Annotated in this window: 20 protein-coding genes; 11 read left to right on the top strand and 9 right to left on the bottom strand. The window is 73.0% G+C overall.

Annotated features, from left to right (window positions below; genetic code table 11):
- Positions 1-73: 73 nt before the first annotated feature.
- Positions 74-304: a DUF4287 domain-containing protein gene (locus tag JO379_RS13710; RefSeq protein ID WP_130878224.1), complete on the bottom strand. Its 231-nt coding sequence runs from the start codon at positions 302-304 to the stop codon at positions 74-76.
- A gap of 98 nt (positions 305-402) precedes the next feature.
- Between JO379_RS13710 and JO379_RS13705 the strand changes: the two genes are divergently transcribed.
- Positions 403-741: a hypothetical protein gene (locus JO379_RS13705; protein WP_130878211.1), complete on the top strand. Its 339-nt coding sequence runs from the start codon at positions 403-405 to the stop codon at positions 739-741.
- A gap of 84 nt (positions 742-825) precedes the next feature.
- Here JO379_RS13705 and JO379_RS13700 read toward each other — a convergent pair whose 3' ends face one another.
- The 3 genes from JO379_RS13700 to JO379_RS13690 form a co-directional block, all read right to left on the bottom strand.
- Positions 826-1671, bottom strand: coding sequence for a hypothetical protein (locus tag JO379_RS13700; protein WP_130878210.1), 846 nt, complete (start codon positions 1669-1671; stop codon positions 826-828).
- Between the two features lie 259 nt (positions 1672-1930).
- Complete coding sequence (locus JO379_RS13695; protein ID WP_130878209.1) at positions 1931-3151, bottom strand: acetyl-CoA C-acetyltransferase; 1221 nt, start codon at positions 3149-3151, stop codon at positions 1931-1933.
- Positions 3152-3351: 200 nt separating this feature from the next.
- Positions 3352-4380, bottom strand: a complete 1029-nt coding sequence (locus tag JO379_RS13690; RefSeq protein WP_130878208.1) for an SGNH/GDSL hydrolase family protein — start codon at positions 4378-4380, stop codon at positions 3352-3354.
- A gap of 171 nt (positions 4381-4551) precedes the next feature.
- Here JO379_RS13690 and JO379_RS13685 point away from each other — a divergent pair, with 171 nt between their 5' ends.
- Positions 4552-5943 carry a cystathionine beta-synthase gene (locus JO379_RS13685; protein ID WP_130878207.1) on the top strand — a complete coding sequence of 464 codons (1392 nt, stop codon included), beginning with the start codon at positions 4552-4554 and terminating at the stop codon, positions 5941-5943.
- Between the two features lie 272 nt (positions 5944-6215).
- Here JO379_RS13685 and JO379_RS13680 read toward each other — a convergent pair whose 3' ends face one another.
- Entirely contained in the window at positions 6216-6650 is a 435-nt protein-coding gene (locus JO379_RS13680; protein WP_130878206.1) for a hypothetical protein, read from the bottom strand.
- A 109-nt stretch (positions 6651-6759) separates the two neighbouring features.
- Here JO379_RS13680 and JO379_RS13675 point away from each other — a divergent pair, with 109 nt between their 5' ends.
- Both JO379_RS13675 and JO379_RS13670 read left to right on the top strand, forming a co-directional pair.
- Complete coding sequence (locus JO379_RS13675; RefSeq protein ID WP_209515114.1) at positions 6760-8130, top strand: acyl-CoA synthetase; 1371 nt, start codon at positions 6760-6762, stop codon at positions 8128-8130.
- 108 nt (positions 8131-8238) lie between these two features.
- Positions 8239-9090 carry a MurR/RpiR family transcriptional regulator gene (locus JO379_RS13670; protein WP_209515113.1) on the top strand — a complete coding sequence of 284 codons (852 nt, stop codon included), beginning with the start codon at positions 8239-8241 and terminating at the stop codon, positions 9088-9090.
- A 164-nt stretch (positions 9091-9254) separates the two neighbouring features.
- Here JO379_RS13670 and JO379_RS13665 read toward each other — a convergent pair whose 3' ends face one another.
- Positions 9255-10490, bottom strand: a complete 1236-nt coding sequence (locus JO379_RS13665; RefSeq protein ID WP_209515112.1) for an alpha/beta hydrolase family protein — start codon at positions 10488-10490, stop codon at positions 9255-9257.
- A 194-nt stretch (positions 10491-10684) separates the two neighbouring features.
- Here JO379_RS13665 and JO379_RS13660 point away from each other — a divergent pair, with 194 nt between their 5' ends.
- Positions 10685-11263 carry a hypothetical protein gene (locus tag JO379_RS13660; RefSeq protein WP_130878202.1) on the top strand — a complete coding sequence of 193 codons (579 nt, stop codon included), beginning with the start codon at positions 10685-10687 and terminating at the stop codon, positions 11261-11263.
- Positions 11264-11279: 16 nt separating this feature from the next.
- Here the strand turns inward: JO379_RS13660 and JO379_RS13655 are convergent, their stop codons facing one another.
- Complete coding sequence (locus tag JO379_RS13655; RefSeq protein ID WP_209515111.1) at positions 11280-12635, bottom strand: type III PLP-dependent enzyme domain-containing protein; 1356 nt, start codon at positions 12633-12635, stop codon at positions 11280-11282.
- A gap of 157 nt (positions 12636-12792) precedes the next feature.
- Here JO379_RS13655 and hutU point away from each other — a divergent pair, with 157 nt between their 5' ends.
- The 4 genes from hutU to hutI all read left to right on the top strand — a co-directional run bounded on the left by hutU (position 12793) and on the right by hutI (position 18354).
- Complete coding sequence (hutU, locus tag JO379_RS13650) at positions 12793-14457, top strand: urocanate hydratase (protein WP_130878200.1); 1665 nt, start codon at positions 12793-12795, stop codon at positions 14455-14457.
- Positions 14458-14537: 80 nt separating this feature from the next.
- Positions 14538-15725 carry an allantoate amidohydrolase gene (locus tag JO379_RS13645; protein WP_209518697.1) on the top strand — a complete coding sequence of 396 codons (1188 nt, stop codon included), beginning with the start codon at positions 14538-14540 and terminating at the stop codon, positions 15723-15725.
- Complete coding sequence (locus JO379_RS13640) at positions 15716-17110, top strand: formimidoylglutamate deiminase (RefSeq protein WP_209515109.1); 1395 nt, start codon at positions 15716-15718, stop codon at positions 17108-17110. Before JO379_RS13645 ends, JO379_RS13640 begins: the two co-directional genes overlap by 10 nt.
- A 20-nt stretch (positions 17111-17130) precedes the next feature.
- Positions 17131-18354: an imidazolonepropionase gene (gene hutI / locus JO379_RS13635; RefSeq protein WP_209515107.1), complete on the top strand. Its 1224-nt coding sequence runs from the start codon at positions 17131-17133 to the stop codon at positions 18352-18354.
- A gap of 10 nt (positions 18355-18364) precedes the next feature.
- Here hutI and JO379_RS13630 read toward each other — a convergent pair whose 3' ends face one another.
- Entirely contained in the window at positions 18365-18844 is a 480-nt protein-coding gene (locus JO379_RS13630; protein ID WP_209515105.1) for a nitroreductase/quinone reductase family protein, read from the bottom strand.
- A gap of 59 nt (positions 18845-18903) precedes the next feature.
- Between JO379_RS13630 and JO379_RS13625 the strand changes: the two genes are divergently transcribed.
- The gene (locus JO379_RS13625) at positions 18904-19263 is read left to right on the top strand and encodes a MerR family transcriptional regulator (protein ID WP_209515104.1); all 360 of its coding nucleotides are present in this window, start codon (positions 18904-18906) and stop codon (positions 19261-19263) included.
- 62 nt (positions 19264-19325) lie between these two features.
- Positions 19326-20066 carry an HAD family hydrolase gene (locus JO379_RS13620; RefSeq protein WP_209515102.1) on the top strand — a complete coding sequence of 247 codons (741 nt, stop codon included), beginning with the start codon at positions 19326-19328 and terminating at the stop codon, positions 20064-20066.
- Between the two features lies 1 nt (position 20067).
- Here the strand turns inward: JO379_RS13620 and JO379_RS13615 are convergent, their stop codons facing one another.
- On the bottom strand, positions 20068-21303 hold the full coding sequence (locus JO379_RS13615; protein ID WP_209515100.1) for a helix-turn-helix domain-containing protein: 1236 nt from the start codon (positions 21301-21303) through the stop codon (positions 20068-20070).
- Positions 21304-21389: the final 86 nt, after the last annotated feature.

Raw genomic sequence — 21389 nt, 5'->3', positions numbered from 1 at the left:
GAAGGGCCCGGGAAGGCATCGCCTTCCCGGGCCCTTCGTCGTCTGTCGGGGGTCGTTCCGCCGGGTGGTGCGGCTATCCCAGCTTCCGTGCCGCCCGCCGGAGGTCGTACTCGTGGACGATCGCCTTGGCGTGGCCGTATGCGAGGTCGTGCTCTCCCCGCAGCCAGCTCACCTTCTCCTCGAAGCGGAAGAGAGAGGGGCCTTCGTCGACCGTGCGGAGCCAGTCGGCGATCTCGCGGCCGGTGCAATGGGGGATTCGGGAGAGCAGATTCCGGTGGGTCTCGTCGGAGAAGACGTGGGTCATCGGCGCCTCCGGACGCGTCGAATGATGGTCCTTCATGTCACCGTGCCTGAGTGTTCAGGCGTTGGCAACAGTCGGTGGGCGGCGCATAGGCTCGCGGCGTGGATGATGTGACGCCTCTTCTGGCCGCTGTGGACGCCTTCGCCGACCGGCTGCGTGCCCTGCCGCAGTCCCGACTGAGCCGGGGGGCGGCGGCGGAAGCGCTGGCCCTGGCCCGAGAGCTGGCCGCATGGACGCAAGCCGTCGAGGAGCCGGGGACGCCCGAGCCCCGGGAGATGCCGGAGGCCGGCATGTTCGCGGTCGCCGACCAAGTGGCCGTGGCCGGCCACGATTTGGCCGAAGCGCTGGCCGTCGGCGGTGGGGATCCGGCCGCGACGGGCCCGGGGGTGGCCGAGGCGGTGGCCCTCGTCGAGGCCGCGGCGAAGCGCTGCGGCCTGTAAACGCCTTACGGAGGGCGGCGGGAGGCGCGCCGGGCCCCGGGGGCGGGCCGGGACCCGTACGGGCCCTGCCGGGCCCGTGAGGGGCTACAGCGAGGCGATGACGCGGTCGGCGAGGACGTAGACGTTCCCCGACGCGCAGCCGAACGTCAGGGCGTAGGCGCCGGAGACCCCGGAACCGCCCAGCAGGACGGGGGCGTCGCCGGTGCGCAGCGCGTCCGCGAGCCGCTCGGCGGTCTCGCGGTGGCCCGGGGTCATGCAGATCGTGGTGCCGTCGGCGAAGACGTACACATCGAGGGTGCCGAGCGGCCCGGGGCGGACGTCGGCCAGCGGCATCCGGGTCTCCGCCAGCTCGGCGAGGCGCTCGACGGTGCGCTCGTGGTCGTCGACCTGGGGGAACGGCGAGAAGTCCGGGTGCGAGGGGTGGCGGCGGCGCGCGGCGGCCAGCTCGGGCGATTCGGCGGCCTCCGCGTCGGCGACGGCCTCGGCCGCCTCCGTCAGCGGGTCGGTGCCCGTCAGCGGCTCCAGACCGGCGAGGTCCGCCTGGCGGGGCACGAAGAGCCCGCTGTAGGGGCCGTCGGGCGTCAGCAGGTCGTCCCCGAGGCCGGCCAGGCCGCCCAGCAGGGAGGGGGCGTCGGCGGCGTCCCGGGCCTCCTGCGCCGCCCAGAACGCGCGGGCCTCGGCCAGCTCCCGCTCGCGCTCCTCGGCGAGCGCGTCGGCGACGGCCGCGCGTATCTCGGAGAGCTCCGCCACGGGGGCGGTACGGGCGGCGGGCACGGGCGCGTGGACCGGGCGGTCCGCCGTGGCGGCCGCCAGCTCGGTGCGCAGGGCGGTGATCTGCCGGCGCAGACCGCGCGTGGTGTGCAGGGCGGCGGCGCCCGCCGCCGTCGCGGTGGCAGCGGCAAGCAGCAGGGCAAGGGACATGGCGCTCACTGACGTACTCCCGGTTGCAATAGATCCCCCGAATTCCTACCTCAGCTTCGCGCGCGATGCCCCCGGAGCGTAGTGCAAAACGTCATGAAACGGGCGGGCCCAAGGGCCTGGACGTTGTTCCTTCAACGACTCTGACCTGGGGAAACGAATCTCCCCCGGGACGTTGGTCACATCCTGGGGGAGATTCGGTCACGTTCCCGCACGGCCACGCCGGAGGCCGATATGGGGTCAGATGTGCGTCGCTCGACAGACCCGCAGGTCAGCTCAGCCGCTCGATCACCATCGCCATGCCCTGGCCGCCGCCCACGCACATCGTTTCCAGGCCGAACTGCTTGTCGTGGAACTGGAGCGAGTTGATGAGCGTGCCCGTGATGCGCGCGCCGGTCATACCGAAGGGGTGACCCACGGCGATGGCACCGCCGTTGACGTTCAGCCGGTCCAGGTCGATGCCGAGGTCCCGGTACGAGGGGATGACCTGCGCCGCGAACGCCTCGTTGATCTCGACCAGGTCGATGTCGCCGATGCCCAGGCCGGCCCGCTTCAGGGCCTGCTTGCTGGCCTCCACCGGGCCGTAGCCCATGATCTCGGGGGACAGGCCCGAGACGCCGGTCGAGACGATCCGGGCGAGCGGGGTCAGGCCCAGCTCGCGCGCCTTGGTGTCGGACATGATCACCAGCGCGGCGGCGCCGTCGTTGAGCGGGCAGCAGTTGGCCGCCGTGATCAGACCGTCGGGGCGGAAGGCGGGCTTCAGACCCGAGACGCCCTCCAGGGTCACGCCCGCGCGCGGGCCGTCGTCCTTCGAGACGACCGTGCCGTCCGGGGTGGTGACCGGGGTGATCTCGCGCGCCCAGAAGCCGTTCTTGAGGGCCTCCTCGGCGAGGTTCTGCGACCGTACGCCGAACTCGTCCATGTCCTGGCGGGTGACGCCCTTGAGGCGGGCCAGGTTCTCGGCCGTCTGCCCCATCGCGATGTACGCGTCCGGTACGAGGCCGTCCTCGCGCGGGTCGTGCCAGTTTGTGCCCTCCTGCGCGGCGCGCTCGGCGGTGCGGGCCTCGGCGTCCGCGAAGAGCGGGTTGTGGGTGCCGGGCATGCCGTCGGAGGAGCCGTTGACGGACCGGGAGACCATCTCGACGCCCGCCGAGATGAAGACGTCGCCCTCGCCCGCCTTGATGGCGTGCAGCGCCATCCGCGAGGTCTGGAGCGACGAGGAACAGTAACGGGTGATCGTGCAGCCCGGCAGGTGGTCCATGCCCATCTGCACGGCCACGATGCGGCCCAGGTTGTGGCCCTGCTCGCCGCCGGGCAGACCGCAGCCGAGCATCAGGTCGTCGATGTCGCGCGGGTCGAGCTCGGGGATCTTGGCGAGCGCCGCCTGGATGATCGTGGCGGTCAGATCGTCGGGGCGCAGGTCCTTCAGCGAGCCCTTGAAGGCGCGGCCGATGGGGGAGCGGGCGGTTGAGACGATCACGGCTTCGGGCATCACGGCTCCAAGGGGCGCGAAAGGCTGGACTCAACTGGAAGTTACCCGCACGTAGGGCCATGGTCACCGACTGCGCGCTGTGATGCGGGCCTCTTTTCTAAGCGGCTGCTCAGGCGGGCGGGGCGCGTGCGGGTGGGGGCGGGTGGCCGGGGTGGTCGCCCGGCTGTGCGGCGACCGCCCCCGGCCCACGCCCCCGCCGCTCACGCCTCGCGCCGTGCCCGGGACCAGACGTGGTGGGGCGTGGCCTCCGTGTGCGCGGGCAGGCGCCGCCGCCTGCGGTGCTTGAGCAGGGCCCACCGGCCGCGGGCCGCCGTGACCTCGGTGCCGCCCTCGGCCGCCGCCTCCGCGGCCGCCCGGGCCACGGGCAGGATGCCCTCGCGGCGGGTCGCGTCCGGCCGCTCCTCGTCCTCCGGCCAGAAGCCCAGCGCCGCGCACAGGGTCGGCAGCACCGCCATGGCCGCCGTCGCGTACCCCTCGGCCGAGGGGTGGTAGTTGTCCGGCCCGAACAGCTCCCGCGGGTTCTGCTCGAACTCGGGCCCCAGCAGCGCGCCCAGTGACACCGTGCGGCCGCCCGCCTCCAGCACCCCTATGGTCTGCGCCGCCGCCAGCTGGCGGCTCAGCTTCCGGGCCAGCCAGCGCAGCGGCTGGTACACCGGCTCGATGGTGCCCAGGTCGGGGCAGGTGCCCACGACCACCTCGCAGCCCGCCTCGCGCAGTCTGCGCACGGCGTCGGAGAGCAGCCGCACGGACCGGGCGAAGGGCATCCGGTGGGTGACGTCGTTCGCGCCGATCATGATCACGCAGACGTCGGGGGTCCGCGCCGGGTCGGACAGCAGCATCGTGACCTGCCGCTCCAGGTCGTGCGACTGCGCACCCGACAGTGCCACGTTGCGCAGCTCCACGGGCCGCTCCGCGACCGCGGCGAGCCCCGAGGCCAGCAGGGCCCCCGGCGTCTGCCGGGGGCGGTGCACGCCCTGCCCGGCGGCCGTGGAGTCGCCGAGCACGCCCAGCAGCAGCGGCTCGTGGCCCAGCCGGTGGACGAACGAGGAGCCGTAGCGGCCGTCCGCGCGCGGCGGGGCGTCGTTGTGCCCGCCGACCACCCGCCTGGCCAGCGCGACCTCCGTGAGCAGTACGCCCAGCGCCGCCCCGCCCAGCAGTCCGACCCCGCCACCGCCGTACGCGGCGGCGGCCGCGATCCGCCGTGCGACCCTCGCCCTCGACATGGACATAGGCCCGGGCCTCCTCCCGATCCACCGCCGTGCACCCTTGCCCGACCGTGCTAACAGCTTGTTGCCCCGAGCGCCCGCCCGCGCAACGCGCCGCTAGTGCACTCGGCGGCGCAATAGGCTGGATGTATGGGTACGCGACGACCGCTAGTACCCCCGACCGCGGAGATCACCGTGCAGTATCACGATTCGATGATTGAGCTCGTTGGCAACACCCCGCTCGTGAAGCTCAACAGCGTGACCGAAGGCCTTCAAGCCACCGTGCTTGCCAAGATCGAGTACTTCAACCCCGGCGGCTCGGTGAAGGACCGTATCGCCGTGCGGATGATCGAGGCCGCCGAGAAGTCCGGGGAGCTGAAGCCCGGCGGCACGATCGTCGAGCCGACGTCCGGCAACACGGGTGTGGGCCTTGCGATCGTGGCTCAGCAGAAGGGTTACAAGTGCATCTTCGTCTGCCCGGACAAGGTCTCCACTGACAAGATCAATGTGCTGCGGGCGTACGGTGCGGAGGTCGTGGTCTGCCCGACCGCGGTGGACCCCGAGCACCCGGACTCCTACTACAACGTGTCCGACCGGCTCGTCGCGGAGACGCCCAACGCCTGGAAGCCGGACCAGTACAGCAACCCGAACAACCCCCTCTCCCACTACGAGTCCACCGGCCCCGAGCTGTGGGAGCAGACGGCGGGGAAGATCACCCACTTCGTCGCGGGCGTCGGCACCGGCGGCACGATCAGCGGCACTGGCCGCTACCTCAAGGAGATCAGCGGCGGCCGGGTCAAGGTCATCGGCTCGGACCCGGAGGGCTCGGTCTACAGCGGCGGCTCCGGCCGTCCGTACCTGATCGAGGGCGTCGGTGAGGACTTCTGGCCGTCCGCCTACGACGGCACGGTGACCGACGAGATCATCGCGGTCTCCGACAAGGACGCCTTCCAGATGACGCGCCGTCTCGCCAAGGAGGAGGGCCTGCTCGTCGGCGGCTCCTGCGGCATGGCGGTCGTCAGCGCCCTGCGGGCGGCCGAGGGCCTCGGCCCGGACGACGTGGTCGTCGTCCTGCTGCCCGACAGCGGCCGCGGCTACCTCAGCAAGATCTTCAACGACGAGTGGATGGCGGACTACGGCTTCCTCGAGGAGGCCGGCGACGCCGCGCGCGTCGCCGACGTGCTGCGCCGCAAGGAGGGCGACATGCCCTCGCTGGTGCACATGCACCCCGAGGAGACCGTGGGTGAGGCCATCGAGGTGCTCCGCGAGTACGGCGTCTCGCAGATGCCCATCGTGAAGCCGGGAGCGGGGCACCCCGATGTCATGGCCGCCGAGGTCATCGGCTCGGTCGTGGAGCGCGAGCTGCTGGACGCCCTCTTCGCCCAGCGCGCCTCCCTCTCCGACCCGCTGGAGAAGCACATGTGCCCGCCGCTGCCGCAGGTCGGCTCCGGCGAGCCGGTCGGTGACCTGATGGCCGTACTCGGCCAGGCCGACGCGGCGGTCGTCCTCGTCGAGGGCAAGCCGACCGGTGTGGTGAGCCGTCAGGACCTGCTGGCCTTCCTGGCGGAAGGCGCGGGCTCCAAGTAACGCCGGTGGTCCGCCGGCCGGCGAACGGGCCGTCAAAGGCACGTACAAGTCACGTGCTCGCCGCACGGACTTAACAACGGCCCGGCATAGTGAGGGGTGTCGGCACGGGCTTCCCGCCCGGGCCGGCACCCACGAACGGCGGCAGGAATTCCGGAGCGGCTCCCGGACTCCGAGGCCGCCCGGACGCCGGCCCGGCCGGTTCGGACCGCGTCCTGATGGGGGACCGCCGTCGTCCCGACCCCCGGCCCCGGCCGGTGGTGCGGCGGTCCCCTCTACTCCCAGTCGGGTTCTTCCTTCTTGCGGCCGCGCCGCCAGGGGAAACCTCCCGCCGACTGGGCCACGTTGACGCCGACGATGCCCGCCCAGCTCACCAGCAGGCCGGACAGGCCCGCGTTGACGACGGCAATGGCGGACAGCGGGATCGCCAGGACCAGGGAGACCGCGGCGAAGCCGAAGCGCTCGCCGAAGCCGCCCGGGTCGGGGTCGCCCGCGCGGGGACGGCCGCCGCGGGCGACCGTCATCTGTTGTTCGGCGAGGTGCCGTCGCACCCGCTTGTCGACCGTGCCGTCGAGCTTCTGCTCGACTTTCCGCTCGACCTTTTCCAGGAAAGCTTCGATGAGTTCCGACTCGTACTCCGGCCCCAGCTCCTTACGGGTCTGGAGGGTCGCGTCGAGTTCCTTTTTCAGCTCGGGGTCGCGGGCCATCATGCCCGCAACGGTACGGTCACTGGGGCCCCGCGGTCAGTGGGGCCAGCACCCGTATCCGCAGTAGGGGAAGTCCCCGCGCGCGCGTGGGCCCCCGTGGAAGGAGCAGTCCGTGCCCGAACCTCTGCTGTCGTCCCTCGCCGGGCCCGGGGCCGGCGACCGGGCGGATGCCCTGACCGTCGCCGGGCAGTCCCTCTCGCGGGAGGAACTCCTGGGCGCCGCGGGCGCCGTGGCGTCCCGGATCGCGGGCGCGGCCTCCGCGGCCGTGCGGGCCGACGCGACCGCGGCGACGGTCGTGGCCGTCGTGGGCGGGCTGCTCGCCGGTGTGCCCGTGGTGCCGCTGCCGCCCGATGCCGGGCCCGCGGAGCGGGAGCACATCCTGCGGGACTCCGGCGCCGAACTCGTCCTGGGCGGCGAGGCGGACGCCGACGTTCCGGTGGACCTGCGGGAGCGCGCCGACTTCTCCGCCGTCGCGGAGGACCCGAAGGCGACCGCGCTGATCCTCTACACCTCCGGCACGACGGGGGCGCCCAAGGGGGCGCTGATCCCGCGCGGCGCGGTGGCGGCGGGCCTGGACGGGCTCGCGGAGGCCTGGCAGTGGACGGCTGAGGACACGCTCGTGCACGGGCTGCCGCTCTTCCATGTGCACGGCCTCGTGCTGGGCGTCCTGGGCGCGCTGCGCACCGGGTGCCGCCTGGTGCACACGGGCAGGCCGACCCCGCAGGCGTACGCGGCGGCCGGCGGCAGCCTGTACTTCGGGGTGCCGACCGTGTGGTCCCGCGTCGTCCGCGAACCGGACGCCGCGCGGGCGCTGAGCGGGGCGCGGCTGCTGGTGTCTGGCAGCGCGGCCCTGCCCGCGCCCGTTTTCCGGGACCTGGAGCGGCTCACCGGGCAGCGGCCCGTCGAGCGGTACGGCATGACCGAGACCCTGATCACCGTCTCCGCACGGGCCGACGGGGAGCGCCGGCCGGGCTCGGTCGGGCTGCCGCTGCCCGGGGTGCGGACGCGCGTGGTGGCGGAGGACGGCGCGGAGATCGGCGAGCTGGAGGTGTCCGGGCCGACGCTGTTCACCGGGTATCTGGGCCGCCCGGAGGCGACGGCGGCCTCGTACACGGACGACGGCTGGTTCCGCACCGGCGACATCGCCGCCATCGAGCCGGACGGCTCGCACCGCATCGTGGGCCGGGCCTCCACCGACCTGATCAAGTCGGGCGGCTACCGCGTCGGGGCGGGCGAGGTGGAGAACGCGCTGCTCGACCACCCGGCGGTGCGCGAGGCGGCCGTCGTCGGGGCCCCGCACGAGGACCTGGGCCAGGAGATCGTCGCCTATGTCGTGGCCGACGACGTGAGCGAGAAGGCGCTGATCGACTTCGTGGCCGGGCATCTGTCCGTACACAAGCGGCCGCGTCGGATCCGCTTCCTGGAGGCGCTGCCGCGCAACGCGATGGGCAAGCCGCAGAAGAAGCTGCTGCCGCCGCTGTAGGGCGCCGCAGTGGACGGCGGCAGCGCGCTGCATATATTCATGCAGAGTCAGGGCCATCTGAATGGAGGTCCGAGGTCGAGTGAACCGTCGAACACCATGGAGGGCCCGATGACGGAGACCGGGGGCGAGCCGGAGGCCACCGCACGCCTGCAGAAGCTCTTCGAGGGGCACCGGCTGACGCCGACCCAGCGCCGCATCGCCCATTGCATGGTGCGGCGGGCGGCCGACGCGCCCTTCCTCTCCAGCGTCGAGCTGGCTGAGCTGGCGGGCGTCAGCCAGCCGTCCGTGACCCGCTTCGCGGTCGCCCTCGGCTTCGACGGCTACCCCGCCCTGCGCCGCCACCTGCGCGATGTCGTGCCCGCCGCCGAGGCGCCCGGCGAGGGCTCGTGCAACGAGTACCAGCAGGCCGTCCACGCCGAGATCGACAACCTCCGCCACCTTGCCTCGCTGCTCGCCGACCCGGCCCCCGTCGCCCGGGCCGGGCGGCTGCTCGCCGCGTCCCGGCCGCTGCCCGTGCTCGGTCTGCGCGCGGCGGCCGCGCAGGCGGGCGGCTTCGTCTACTTCGCCCGCAAGGTCCACCCCGACGTCCGGCTCCTCGACGAGGGCGGCACCCTGCTCGCCGACCGCATCGACGCGGCCGTACGGGCGGGGGCGAGCGCCCTGCTGTGCTTCGCGCTGCCCCGCCATCCGCGCGAGGTGGTCGAGGCGCTGGAGTACGCGCGGGGCGCGGGGCTGACCGTCGTCACCGTCGCCGACTCCACCTTCGCCCCCGTCGCGGGCCACTCCGACCATCTGCTCCCCGCCGCCGTCGGCACGGGCCTCGCCTTCGACACGGCGTGCGCGCCGATGCTGCTGGGGCGGGTGCTGCTGGAGGCGATGTGCGACGCGCTGCCGGATGCGCAGGCGCGGCTGGAGGAGTTCGACGCGAAGGCCGCTGCGCGGGGGCTGTTCGTGGAGTGACCTTGCCCTTACGGGCTGTGGTGGGTGCACCTCCGCTGCGCGGCGGTGTCCTCAAGCGCCGGACGGGCTGGTTGTGGCTGAGCTCAGCCACAACCAGCCCGTCCGGCGCTTGAGGACGCGCCCGCAGGGCGCTCGCCGCCGCAGGCGGCAAAGACGGCCCGCCGTCAGAGGAAGCGGTCGAAGAACGCGGCGACATGCCCCCGTGTCTCCGCCACCGCCCGCTCCGGACGCACCGTCCCGAGCCGCTCCCGGACGGTCTCCGGGGAGACCGCGCCCTGAGCCGCGAGGGACGGCAGCTGCGAGGAGGCGTCGGTGTAGGAGCCGTGGCGGGAGCCGCGCAGCGTCACGTCGCCGCGCCAGCCGGTCGAGTTCTTCCACAGGGCCGCCCACGACGGCTGCCGGTGGTGGTCGCCGGAGTCCGGGCTCTCCGTGCCCATCAGCAGGAACGGCCGGTCCAGGCCGTCGCGGGCCACCGTGCCCAGCTCGCTCCCGGAGCCGCCCGGCCCGGGGAACTCCAGCGTCCCGTCCATGTTGATCCCCGCCCGGATCCGGCGGTCGTCGTGCATGGTCTGGAGGGCGGTGAAGCCGCCCGCGGAGTGCCCGGCCATGCCGACGCGCCGCAGGTCCATGGCGTTCGTGAGACCCGGCGGGAGGGACGCGCGCCGCTTGGTGTCGCCGAGGGTGTCGAGGACGAAGCGGGTGTCGTCGACCCGGGCCTTCACCGCCTTGCGCAGCACGGCCCCGATGTCGGTACCGGGCTTTTGGGCCAGCTCGGGGAGGACGGACTTCGCCAGCCGCCCGCCGGGCAGGGCCACTTCCGACGAGTCGTAGGTGTGGTCGACGGTCACGACCACATAGCCGCGCGAGGCCAGGTCCTCCACGAGGCCGGTGTTCCAGGTGCGGGGGTCGCCCAGGCCCGCCGAGTACAGCACCACCGGGTGCCTGCCCGAGTCGCGGGCGACGGGGGCGTCCACGCGTGCGTGCGTACGCGTGGCGGCCCAGTCGGCCTTCCCGGCCGGCACGCCGTAGTTGAGCGAGCCCGCCCCCGTCGCGGAGCCGAAGTGGGCCGCCGCGCGCTCCTCCATGTGCGGTGCCGTGCGGCCGCCGTGCCCCCGTTCGGCCGGGTACCAGAAGCTCACGATCACCTCGCGGGGCCCCCGCTCGGGCTGCCACGGATCCCGCCGCTTGTCGTCGACCAGGTGCCGGGCGGTGGTGCCCACGGCGTACGGGCCGGTCGGCGCCGGCAGCCGGCCGTGCGGGCGGCCCGCACCGGCCGCCTCGTATGCGGCCGGCTCGTACGCCGCCGCCTTGGGGGCGGTCGCGCCCAGCAGGCTCGTCACGGCCAGTGCCCCCGCCGCGATGGCCGCCCGCCGCTTCAGACCACGCTCGTACGCAGGCATCCCCGGCTCCTTTCCGATCGGCTGATGAGCCGACCTTAGGGAGCGAACGGGTGCCCGGGCGTCATACGTCGGAGCCAACTCGCGGGGGATACCCGGGTATGACACCGGTGGGTGCGGGTTCTCAGCCGGTCCTCAGATTGGTCGGTTAGCGTGCCGCGCGGACAGGCGAAGGCAAGGACAGAAGGAGGTCTGCTGTGGGGCGCGGGGCGTATGCGCTGGCGCGGGTGGCGGTGGTCGTACGGGCACCCGCCGCACCGCTGTGGTGGCTGGGCGTACTGAGCGCCGGCGTCGGGGCGCTGGTGCCGGGGCTCACCGGACGCCGGATCGGGGTGCTCGCCGGGGCGGCGCTGTTCATCGTCGCCGGGTGCGTGGCGTTCGCGGCACGGCGCAGACGGTACGCCGAGCTCGCGCTCGGCGCGTCGCGGGCGGGCAGGTCCGTCATCCTCCAGGACCGCGCCGTGACGATACGGAACTGGCGGCGCCACCGGCGCTGGTGGCTCGCGGCGGCCTTCCTCGCCGCCGTGGCCGTCTCCTTGGCCGTCCCGGCCGCGGCGGGGATGGCGATGGCCGGGCTGGGCGCCGGCCTGTGGGCGAAGGCCCTGTGGCTGGGCGGCCTGGAACGGGCGGGCGAGGTGCTGCTGTGGGTCCGCACGGACTCGGCACGCGGCAGCGCCGCCGGTCAGCGGGTGCGTGGGTACGTGACCACCGGGTTGTCGGCGGGGGACGCGGCGCCGGGTGGTTCGAAGAGGGTGCGCCGGATGGGATCGAAATGAGCCCGCTGCGCTGGATTCAGCCCAGGGCCGTCAGACCCGCGGCACACGCCTCACCGCTCTCGGCGACGAGCTCGTCCAGCGTCTGCGGCACCCGCACCGGGGTGAACCGTACGGCGTCGTCGTCGCCGTCACTCCCGCCTTCTGCGAGCGCGTAGCCGTAAACCCCCGGGCGGGGGAGCGAGTTGTACGCGAAGTGGTTCGAGAAGTAGTACGCGCCCGTGTCGAGCAGCGCGACATGGTCACCGGCCTCCAGGAGGGGCAGCGGGCGGTTCACGGCGACCAGGTCGCCCGCGAAGCAGCACGGCCCGGCGATGTCCTGCGGCACCGGCTCGGACGTCTTCGGCCGTCCCAGCGCGTCGAACACCGCCACCCGCAGTGGCCAGGACTCCGGTGCGAACACCGTGCGCGTGGCGACCTGGGCGCCCGCGTGCGTCACCGCGATCCGGCGGCCCCCGGCGGACTTGGTGTACTCCACCCGGGCCAGCACCGTGCCGCTCTTGGCCAGCAGTGACCGGCCGAACTCGGTGACCAGCCCGTACCTCCCGTCGAACAGCCCCGGGACGGTCGCGGCCAGGAGCCGCGCGTACTCCCGGAAGGTCGGCGTGACCTCGTCGGACGCGAAGTTGACGGGCAGGCCGCCGCCGATGTCCAGGGTGTCGATCTGCTGCCGCCCGACGACCCCGTTGATCTCCTCGGCCAGCTCGTAGGCGATCCGCACCCCCTCGGCCATCAGCTCCAGGGGGCAGCCCTGCGAGCCCACGTGGGCGTGCATCCGGGTCAGCCACGGCCGCTCCGCGTAGGCGCGGATCAGCCAGTCGCGGGCCCCCGCGTCGCGCAGCGCCACCCCGAACTTCGAGGTCTCCGTGGCCGTGCTCAGCGCGTCGATGCTGCCGCAGCCGACCTGGGGGTTGACCCGTACGCCCAGGGGCGAGCCGGTCGGCGCGGACCCCACCAGCGCGTCCAGCCGGGCCAGCTCCTCGCGGCTGTCGGCGTTGACGGCGATGCCGAGCGCCAGCGCCTCGCGCAGCTCCGCGCCGGTCTTCGCGGGCGAGTCCAGCACCGTGCGCCCCGGCGGCACGCCGGCCGCGCGCGCCAGCGCCAGCTCCCCGGGGCTCGCGACCTCGCAGCCCAGCCCCTCGTCGGCGAGGAGCCGCAGCACGGGCACCAGGGCCGCGGCCTTCACGGCGAAGGCGTGCAGCACCTCCACGTGCCCGCCGGCCTCCGCGAAAGCCTCCCGCAACGCGGCGACGGCCTCGCGGATGCCCCGCACGTCCAGCAACCCGGCCACGGGGTGCGCCGCCCCGACGACCCCCTGCCCCACCGCGGCCGCCACGGCGGCCGTCCGCCTGTCGTCTGCGCTCTGCCCGGTCATGACTCCACTCCACCACCTGGAGGCGCGGGCCGGGAGGGTTTGCGGCGGGCCCGGGCGTGGCGGGGCCGGCCGGGGAGATGCCGCCCACCTGTTGACTAGCTGTATTCAGCGGCCCAAGATGTGCAGTGTTCTATTCAGAGCCAGGGAGGCAGGGCCCATGTCAGGACCGCGACCCGTGCGAGCGCCGCGAGGAACCGAGCTCACCGCCCGGGGGTGGCAGCAGGAAGCCGCACTGCGGATGCTGCAGAACAACCTCGACCCCGAGGTCGCCGAGCACCCGGACAAGCTCGTCGTCTACGGCGGCACCGGCAAGGCCGCCCGCGACTGGCGCTCCTTCGACGCCATGGTCCGCACCCTGACCACGCTCAAGCAGGACGAGACGATGCTCGTCCAGTCCGGCCGCCCGGTCGGCGTCATGCAGACGCACGAGTGGGCGCCGCGCGTCCTCATCGCCAACTCCAACCTGGTCGGCGACTGGGCCAACTGGGAGGAGTTCCGGCGGCTGGAGGCCCTCGGCCTCACCATGTACGGGCAGATGACCGCCGGTTCGTGGATCTACATCGGCACCCAGGGCATCCTCCAGGGCACCTACGAGACCTTCGCCGCCGTCGCCGCGAAGAAGTTCGGCGGCACCCTGGCCGGGACCATCACCCTCACCGCCGGCCTCGGCGGCATGGGCGGCGCCCAGCCGCTCGCCGTCACCATGAACGACGGCGTCGCCATCTGCATCGACTGCGACCCGCGCGCCATCGACCGCCGCATCGAGCACCGCTACCTGGACGTGAAGGCCGACTCGCTCGACCACGCCCTCCAGCTGGCCACCGAGGCCCGCGACGCCCGCCGTCCGCTGTCCATCGGTGTCCTCGGCAACGCCGCCGAGCTGCTTCCGCAGCTCCTCGCGATGAACGCCCCCATCGACATCGTCACCGACCAGACGAGCGCCCACGACCCGCTCGCCTACCTCCCCGTCGGCGTCGACTTCGACGAGATGGCCTCCTACGCGGCCGAGAAGCCCGCCGACTTCACCCAGCGGGCCCGCGAGTCCATGGCCCGGCACGTCGAGGCCATGGTCGGCTTCATGGACGCGGGTGCCGAGGTCTTCGACTACGGCAACTCCATCCGGGGCGAGGCCCAGCTCGCGGGCTACGCCCGCGCCTTCGACTTCCCCGGCTTCGTGCCCGCCTACATCCGCCCCCTCTTCTGCGAGGGCAAGGGCCCCTTCCGCTGGGCGGCGCTCTCCGGCGACCCGGCCGACATCCACAAGACCGACAAGGCGATGCTCGAACTCTTCCCCGAGAACGAGTCCCTCGCCCGCTGGATCAAGATGGCCGGGGAGCGGGTCCACTTCCAGGGCCTGCCCGCCCGCATCTGCTGGCTCGGCTACGGCGAGCGCGACAAGGCCGGTGAGCGCTTCAACGAGATGGTCGCCGACGGCACGCTCGCCGCACCCCTGGCCATCGGCCGCGACCACCTCGACTGCGGCTCGGTCGCCTCCCCGTACCGCGAGACCGAGGCCATGCTCGACGGCTCCGACGCGATCGCCGACTGGCCGCTGCTCAACGCCATGGTCAACGTCGCCTCCGGCGCGTCCTGGGTCTCCCTCCACCACGGGGGCGGCGTCGGCATGGGCCGCTCCATCCACGCGGGCCAGGTCACGGTCGCCGACGGCACGGCCCTGGCGGGCGAGAAGATCCGCCGCGTGCTGACGAACGACCCGGGCATGGGCGTGATCCGCCATGTGGACGCGGGCTACGACATCGCGGAGTCGGTCGCGGCGGAGCGGGACGTCCGCATCCCGATGCGCGAGGACGACGCGTCGTGACCGAGGCCGACCAGCCCGTCCAGCCCGTCCAGCCCGTCCAGCCCGTCCAGCGTTCGCACAGCGGGCCGTCGTTCCACGAGATGTGGCGCGACCTCGCTCCCATCGGCCGCGACGCGGACAGCGGCGGCTACCGCCGCTACGCCTGGACGGGCGCCGACGCCGACTGCCGCGACTGGTTCCGCGCGCAGGCCGAGACCCGCGGCCTGACCTACGAGCAGGACCGCAACGGCAACCAGTGGGCGTGGCTCGGCGACCCCGCCGCCGGGGACGCCGTCGTCACCGGCTCCCACCTGGACTCCGTCCCGGACGGCGGGGCCTTCGACGGCCCCCTCGGCGTCGTGTCGTCCTTCGCCGCCCTCGACGAGCTCCGCGCCCGCGGCACCCGGCCCACCCGCCCGCTCGCCATCGTGAACTTCGGCGACGAGGAGGGCGCCCGCTTCGGGCTCGCCTGTGTCGGCTCCCGGCTCACCGCCGGGCAGCTCACCCTCGACAAGGCCCACGCGCTGCGCGACGCCGACGGCGTCTCGCTCCCGCAGGCCATGGAGCGCGCCGGGTACGACCCGGAGACCATCGGGGCCGACCCCGAGCGCCTCGCCCGGATCGGCGCGTTCGTCGAACTGCACGTCGAGCAGGGCCGCGCCCTCGCCCACACGGACCACGCCGTCGGCGTCGCCTCCGCCATCTGGCCGCACGGCCGCTGGCGGTTCGACTTCCACGGCGAGGCCAACCACGCCGGCACCACCCGCATCGAGGACCGCCGCGACCCGATGCTCACCTATGCCAACACGGTGCTGGCCGCCCGCAAGAAGGCCCGCACCGCCGGTGCCCTCGCCACCTTCGGCAAGGTCAGCGTCGAGCCGAACGGCGTGAACGCCATCGCCTCCCTGGTCCGCGGCTGGCTGGACTCCCGCGCCGCCGACGAGGAGACCCTCGCCGCCGTCGTCGAGGAGATCGAACGCGCGGCGGCCGAGCGCGGCGCCCGCGACGGCGTCGACGTCCGCGTCACCCGGGAATCGTTCACTCCGGTGGTGGAATTCGCGCACGACCTCCGCGACGAGCTGGCGAAGCTGCTGGGCGATGTGCCCGTGTTGCCGACGGGAGCGGGACACGACGCGGGTATTTTGTCCGGCGTCATCCCCACCGCCATGCTGTTCGTGCGGAACCCGACCGGTGTCTCCCACTCACCCGCCGAAACGGCGGCCGAGGACGACTGCCTGGCCGGGGTGACCGCTCTCGCCGACGTACTGGAGGGTCTCGCGTGCAGGTGACTTACTGGGCGGAGCACGCGTGGCTCGAGGACCGCGTCGAGCACGGCGTGGCCATCGAGACGACGGACGGGCGGATCACGGCCGTCCGCACCGAGGTCCCGCTGCCCCCGCCCGGCGCCACGACCCTGCGCGGACTGACCCTCCCCGGGCTCGCGAACGCCCACAGCCACGCCTTCCACCGCGCCCTGCGCGGCGTCGTGCAGGCCGCACCCGGCCTCGCGCTGCCGGGCCTCGGCGACGACCGCCCCGCCGCCGGGGCGGACCGGGCGCCGGACTCCTTCTGGACCTGGCGCGAGGTCATGTACGGCGTCGCCGACCGGCTCACCCCCGAGAGCTACTTCGCGCTCGCGAGGGCCACCTACGCCGAGATGGCCCTCGCCGGCATCACCGCCGTCGGCGAATTCCACTACCTCCACCACGCCCCCGGCGGCGGCCACTACGACAACCCCAACGCCATGGGCGAGGCCCTGATCGCGGCCGCCGCCGAGGCCGGCATCCGCATCACCCTCCTCGACACCTGCTACCTCTCCGCAGGCTTCGGCGCCCAGCCCAACCGGCACCAGCTGCGCTTCAGCGACGGCACCGCCGAGCGGTGGGCGGAGCGCGCCGACGGACTCAAGGCCGACGACAACACCCGGATCGGCGCGGCCATCCACTCCGTACGGGCCGTGCCCGTCGACCAGCTGTCCACCGTCGCCGCCTGGGCGCAGGACCGCACCGCACCGCTGCACGTCCATCTCTCCGAGCAGACCGCCGAGAACGACGCCTGCGTCGAGGCCCACGGCTTCACCCCCACCACGCTGCTGGCCGACCACGGGGTCCTGGGACCGCACACCACGGCCGTCCACGCCACCCATCTCACCCACGGCGACATGCGGCTCCTGGGCCGCTCGGCCACCGGCGTGTGCATGTGCCCCACCACCGAGCGGGACCTGGCCGACGGCATCGGCCCGGCCCTGCAACTCCAGCGCGGCGGCTCCCCGCTCTCCCTCGGCAGCGACAGCCACGCCGTCATCGACATCCTCGAAGAGGCGCGCGCCATGGAGCTGGACGAGCGGCTGCACAGCCGGGCCCGCGGCCACTGGTCGGCGGCCGAGCTGCTGCGCGCCGCCACCGCCGACGGCCACGCGGCCCTCGGCTGGAACGAGGCGGGGCGCATCGAGAACGGCGCGCTCGCCGACCTCACCACGATCGCGCTGGACACCGTCCGTACGGCGGGACCGCCGCCCCGGCTCGCCGCCGAGGCGGCCGTATTCGCGGCGACCAGTGCCGACGTCCGGCACACCGTGGTCGGCGGCCGTCACGTCGTGCGTGACGGAGTGCACCAGTCGGTGCCCGACGTCCCGTCGGCCCTGGCCGACAGCATCGCCGCGCTGCGCGGCTGACGAAGGAGAACCTCCCCGAGATGAGCCCCGAGACGATCCCCGGCCCCACGCCCGACCCGGCGGACGGGAAGAAGAGGGCCGACACGACGGCCATCACCAACATCGCCACCCTCGTCACCAACGACCCCTCCCTCGGCTCGGGCCCCCTCGGTCTGATCCAGGACGCGGCGATCGTCATCGACGGTGACCGCATCGGCTGGGTCGGTCCGTCCAGCAAAGCACCCACCACTGACAACCGCCTCGACGCGGGCGGCCGCGCGGTCATCCCGGGCTTCGTCGACTCCCACTCCCACCTGGTCTTCGCCGGCGACCGCACCGCCGAGTTCAACGCCAGGATGTCCGGGCAGAGCTACTCGGCCGGCGGCATCCGCACCACCGTCGCCGCCACCCGCGCCGCCTCGAACAACGAGCTGAACGCCAACGTCGCCCGCTACGTCGCGGAAGCGCGCCGGCAGGGCACCACCACCATCGAGATCAAGTCCGGTTACGGCCTCACCACCGAGGACGAGGCCCGCGCCCTGACCATCGCCTCCGTCCACACCGACGAGGTGACGTATCTCGGCGCACACATCGTGGCCCCCGAGTTCGCCGAGCACCCCGAGGCGTACGTCGACCTGGTCACCGGCCCGATGCTCGACGCCTGCGCCCCGCACGCCCGCTGGATCGACGTCTTCTGCGAGCGCGGCGCCTTCGACGGCGACCAGGCCCGGGCGATCCTCACCGCCGGCAAGCGCGCGGGCCTGCTGCCGCGCGTCCACGCCAACCAGCTCACCCACGGCCCCGGCGTCCAGCTCGCCGTCGAACTCGACGCCGCCTCCGCCGACCACTGCACCCACCTCACCGACGCCGACGTCGACGCCCTCGCGGGCGGCTCCACGGTCGCCACGCTGCTGCCCGGCGCCGAGTTCTCCACCCGCGCCGCGTGGCCCGACGCCCGCCGCCTCCTCGACGCGGGCGCCGTCGTCGCCCTCTCCACGGACTGCAACCCCGGCTCGTCCTTCACCAGCTCGATGCCGTTCTGCATCGCCCTGGCCGTGCGGGACATGGGGATGACCCCGGACGAGGCCCTCTGGTCCGCCACCGCCGGCGGCGCGGCGGCCCTGCGCCGCACCGACGTCGGCCGCCTCTCCCCGGGCGCCCGCGCGAACCTCGCCCTCCTCGACGCCCCCAGCCACGTCCACCTCGCCTACCGCCCCGGCGTCCCCCTGGTCTCGGCCGTCTGGCAGGACGGCGAACTCGCCTGACGACTCCCTGCTAGCCGACCCGCTCCAGCGCCACCAGCGGAATGTCCCGCCCGGACGCCAGCGCCCGCCGCCGGAAGTCCGCGAACGCGGGATCGGCGGCGATCTGCCGCTCCCACACGCCCTCGCGCGCGGACTCCTCGACGAGGCGGGCCCGCACGGGATAGCGCTCCGCGCCCACCTCGACGACCGCGTCCGGCGCGGCCGTCAGATTGTGGAACCACCCCGGCGCGGCGGGCGCGCCGCCGTTCGACGCGAACACGATCAGCCGCTCCCCGTCCGGGAGATGCACGAGCGGCGTCGTACGGGGCAGCCCGCTGCGGGCGCCGCGCGTGGTGAGCAGCAACAGCCTCGTACCGGCGAACTGTCCGCCGACGCGGCCCGCGTTGGCCCGGAACTCCTCGATGACGCGGAGATTGAAGGGGTTGCTGTTGTTGGGCGGCGTGGCCGGGGAAGCCGGGGAATGCGGGGCGCCGGTGGCTGTGTTCGTCATGGACGCCACGCTAAATTCTCACACCCGTGTGAGATTCAAGCCCTTGTGAGGCAGGCCATATGAAGATCGGTGAGCTGGCGCGCGAGAGCGGCGTGAGCGTGCGCCTCCTGCGCTACTACGAGGAGGTGGGCCTGCTCACCCCCGAGCGCCCCGGCGGCGGCCACCGCCGCTACGCCCCCGACGCCCCCGAGGCTGTCCACCGCATCCGCGCCCTCCTGGCGGCCGGCCTCCCCACCCGCGTCATCCGCGAGATCCTCCCCTGCGTCCAGGGCACGGGCACCGCCTTCGACCCCTGCGTGACAACCCACCTCCGCACCCGCCTGACCGAACTCGACACCCACATCACCGACCTCCAACAGGCCCGCTCCGCACTCGCGGCCCTCCTGGCCGCGACGGAGGGGGTGGCGACGGCGGCGTGACACGGCTGGCCCAGTGGGGTTAGGTGGTTCCTCCGGTCCCGGTTCCCTCAGGAGTGGATGCCATGACCTCGGCGCAGGCACATCGACGACTGGTGCTGTGGGACATCGACCACACCCTGATCGACGGCGGGGGAGTGAGCCGGGAAGCGTACGCGGCGGCCTTCTCACGGGTGACCGGGCAGCCTCTCCGCGAGATGGCGGACATGTCGGGCCGGACCGAGTTGGCCATCTCGACGGACACGCTCCGCTTGCACGGCCTTACCCCCGACCCGGCGATGGTCGAACGGTTCACCGCGGCCGTTGCCGAGGAACTCCATGCCCGCGAGGAGGCTCTGGCCTCCGCCGGGCGCCCTCTGCCGGGGGCACGAGCGGCGATATCGGCGCTGTCGAGCATCGAGGGCACGCATCAATCCCTCCTGACCGGCAACATGCGCAGCCTCGCGGAACTCAAGATGAGGGTCTTCGGTCTGGCCGAGCACATCGATTTCGAGGCCGGGGCATACGGTGACGACGACGTCGAACGTCCCGCACTCCTGGCACACGCCTGGCGCCGCGCACGTTCGCGGCACTGCCATCGCTATACGGGCCGGGATACTGTGATCATCGGCGACACCGTGCTGGACGTCGCCACGGCGAAGGCAGGCGGCGCACGGTCGATCGCCGTGGCGACGGGCACCACATCCGCCGCCGAGCTGGCCGCCTCCGGCGCCGATGTCGTTCTGCCCGATCTCACAGACACGGCGGCCCTGGTGGCTGCCGTGGGCGGAGGCGACCATCCGGCCCCCGCCTCGATCACTCCTTAGATCAGTGCGGACGGGCGGCAGCTTCGATCAGCTCACCGACGCCCTTGTGCGCGCGGTGCGGGGCGAGCCGCCTGGCGAAGTCGGAGCAATTGGCTGTCATGCGCGCGGACGAGATCGTACGGTTGATCGTCAGTGCCGTTCCCGCCTGCGCGCAAGCAGCGTCGAGGTCCCCCTTCGCCACTGCGATGTCAGCCAGTCTCAGGCAGTAATTCACCTGATCGCGCAGCCTTTCCGAGCCGCGGTCGCGGCACAGTGTCAAAGCGGCGGTGAGGTGTGCCTCGGCCTCGTCCAATTCTCCGATCTGCATCAGGCACGTACCCTGCTGGGCGCGCAGCTCTGGTTCGTCGAAGTAGTCGAGCCACACGGGTACGGCGCAGATCTGGTTGAACGTCTCGTGATGATGGTCGGCCTCTCGTAGCAGCCTTCGGCATTCCGCCGCCTCCCCATTCGCCGCCAGAGCTCGTGCCAGCCGCGTAGCCAGCATGGTGGTCACGGGGTTCTGTCCGCCGCCACGATTCGTGTCGTAGGCGGTGCGTGCCAGGGCCAGCGCTTCCGTCGGTGCGTCGTCGTAGAGAGCCGTGAGGCTGAGATACCCGAGAATGCTCCCGGCAAGGCGGAGGTCGCCCACGGTGTGTGCGCAGTACAACGCCGCCCCCAGATACCTTCGGGCGTCTTCGGGGCGACCACCGTCGAGGGAGAGCCAGCCGGCCATCTGTGCCAGCTGAGCTGCGGCACCATGTGCCTGGACTTCGCGTGCGGACGTGAGGCCTTCCGCGATCGCCCGGATCGCCGACTGCAAACTGCGTCGCGCATCAGCCAGAAGAACGTTCGCCCCACCGGCGTTGTCGCGCCGTTGCAAATCGATCAGCTGCCCGTCGAGCGCCAGGGCATCGTTTTCGGAGGACGGCAGGATTCTCACATTCTCGAGGTTGACATCCAGAGGGATTCCCAGAAGAACCGCGATACTTGCTGACGAGCTTGCATTCGCGGGAGCCGCGGTGACGAGGTCGGGGGGAACGCCCAGTGCCTTCGCCCAGACCAATAGCTGGGACCGGTCACGCAAGCGTTTGCGCCCGCGTTCCAGGCGGCTCACCTCGGCCTGGTCGATATTGACGAGCGTTGCCACCGCTCCCTGGGATGCTCCGGTGAACTGCCGGAAGCCGCGCACCACCGCGCCCATGTCCCAGGCGGCCAGGGCGTTGCGGATATCCGGGCGCTGCCAAAAATCATCCGGCACAGTCGGATGTCTGCGATCGCACACTGTGCAGATTCGCGTGGTGTTGTACCGGCTGAGCGCCGCGCCGCAGCGCCTGCAGAGCCTCT

This window comes from Streptomyces syringium (assembly GCF_017876625.1).
Lineage (GTDB): Bacteria > Actinomycetota > Actinomycetes > Streptomycetales > Streptomycetaceae > Streptomyces > Streptomyces syringius.
Note: the sequence above shows the minus strand (reverse complement) of the source record. Positions and strands in the feature narration are given on the sequence as shown.

Bases quoted from the DNA above. Each gene is read 5' to 3' on its own strand.
- JO379_RS13710 (WP_130878224.1), bottom strand. From the start codon at position 304: ATGACCCACGTCTTCTCCGACGAGACCCACCGGAATCTGCTCTCCCGA.
- JO379_RS13695 (WP_130878209.1), bottom strand. From the start codon at position 3,151: ATGCCCGAAGCCGTGATCGTCTCAACCGCCCGCTCCCCCATCGGCCGC.
- JO379_RS13690 (WP_130878208.1), bottom strand. From the start codon at position 4,380: ATGTCCATGTCGAGGGCGAGGGTCGCACGGCGGATCGCGGCCGCCGCC.
- JO379_RS13680 (WP_130878206.1), bottom strand. From the start codon at position 6,650: ATGATGGCCCGCGACCCCGAGCTGAAAAAGGAACTCGACGCGACCCTC.
- JO379_RS13670 (WP_209515113.1), top strand. From the start codon at position 8,239: ATGACGGAGACCGGGGGCGAGCCGGAGGCCACCGCACGCCTGCAGAAG.
- JO379_RS13665 (WP_209515112.1), bottom strand. From the start codon at position 10,490: ATGCCTGCGTACGAGCGTGGTCTGAAGCGGCGGGCGGCCATCGCGGCG.
- JO379_RS13655 (WP_209515111.1), bottom strand. From the start codon at position 12,635: ATGACCGGGCAGAGCGCAGACGACAGGCGGACGGCCGCCGTGGCGGCC.
- hutU (WP_130878200.1), top strand. From the start codon at position 12,793: ATGTCAGGACCGCGACCCGTGCGAGCGCCGCGAGGAACCGAGCTCACC.
- JO379_RS13645 (WP_209518697.1), top strand. From the start codon at position 14,538: ATGTGGCGCGACCTCGCTCCCATCGGCCGCGACGCGGACAGCGGCGGC.
- hutI (WP_209515107.1), top strand. From the start codon at position 17,131: ATGAGCCCCGAGACGATCCCCGGCCCCACGCCCGACCCGGCGGACGGG.
- JO379_RS13630 (WP_209515105.1), bottom strand. From the start codon at position 18,844: ATGACGAACACAGCCACCGGCGCCCCGCATTCCCCGGCTTCCCCGGCC.
- JO379_RS13625 (WP_209515104.1), top strand. From the start codon at position 18,904: ATGAAGATCGGTGAGCTGGCGCGCGAGAGCGGCGTGAGCGTGCGCCTC.
- JO379_RS13620 (WP_209515102.1), top strand. From the start codon at position 19,326: ATGACCTCGGCGCAGGCACATCGACGACTGGTGCTGTGGGACATCGAC.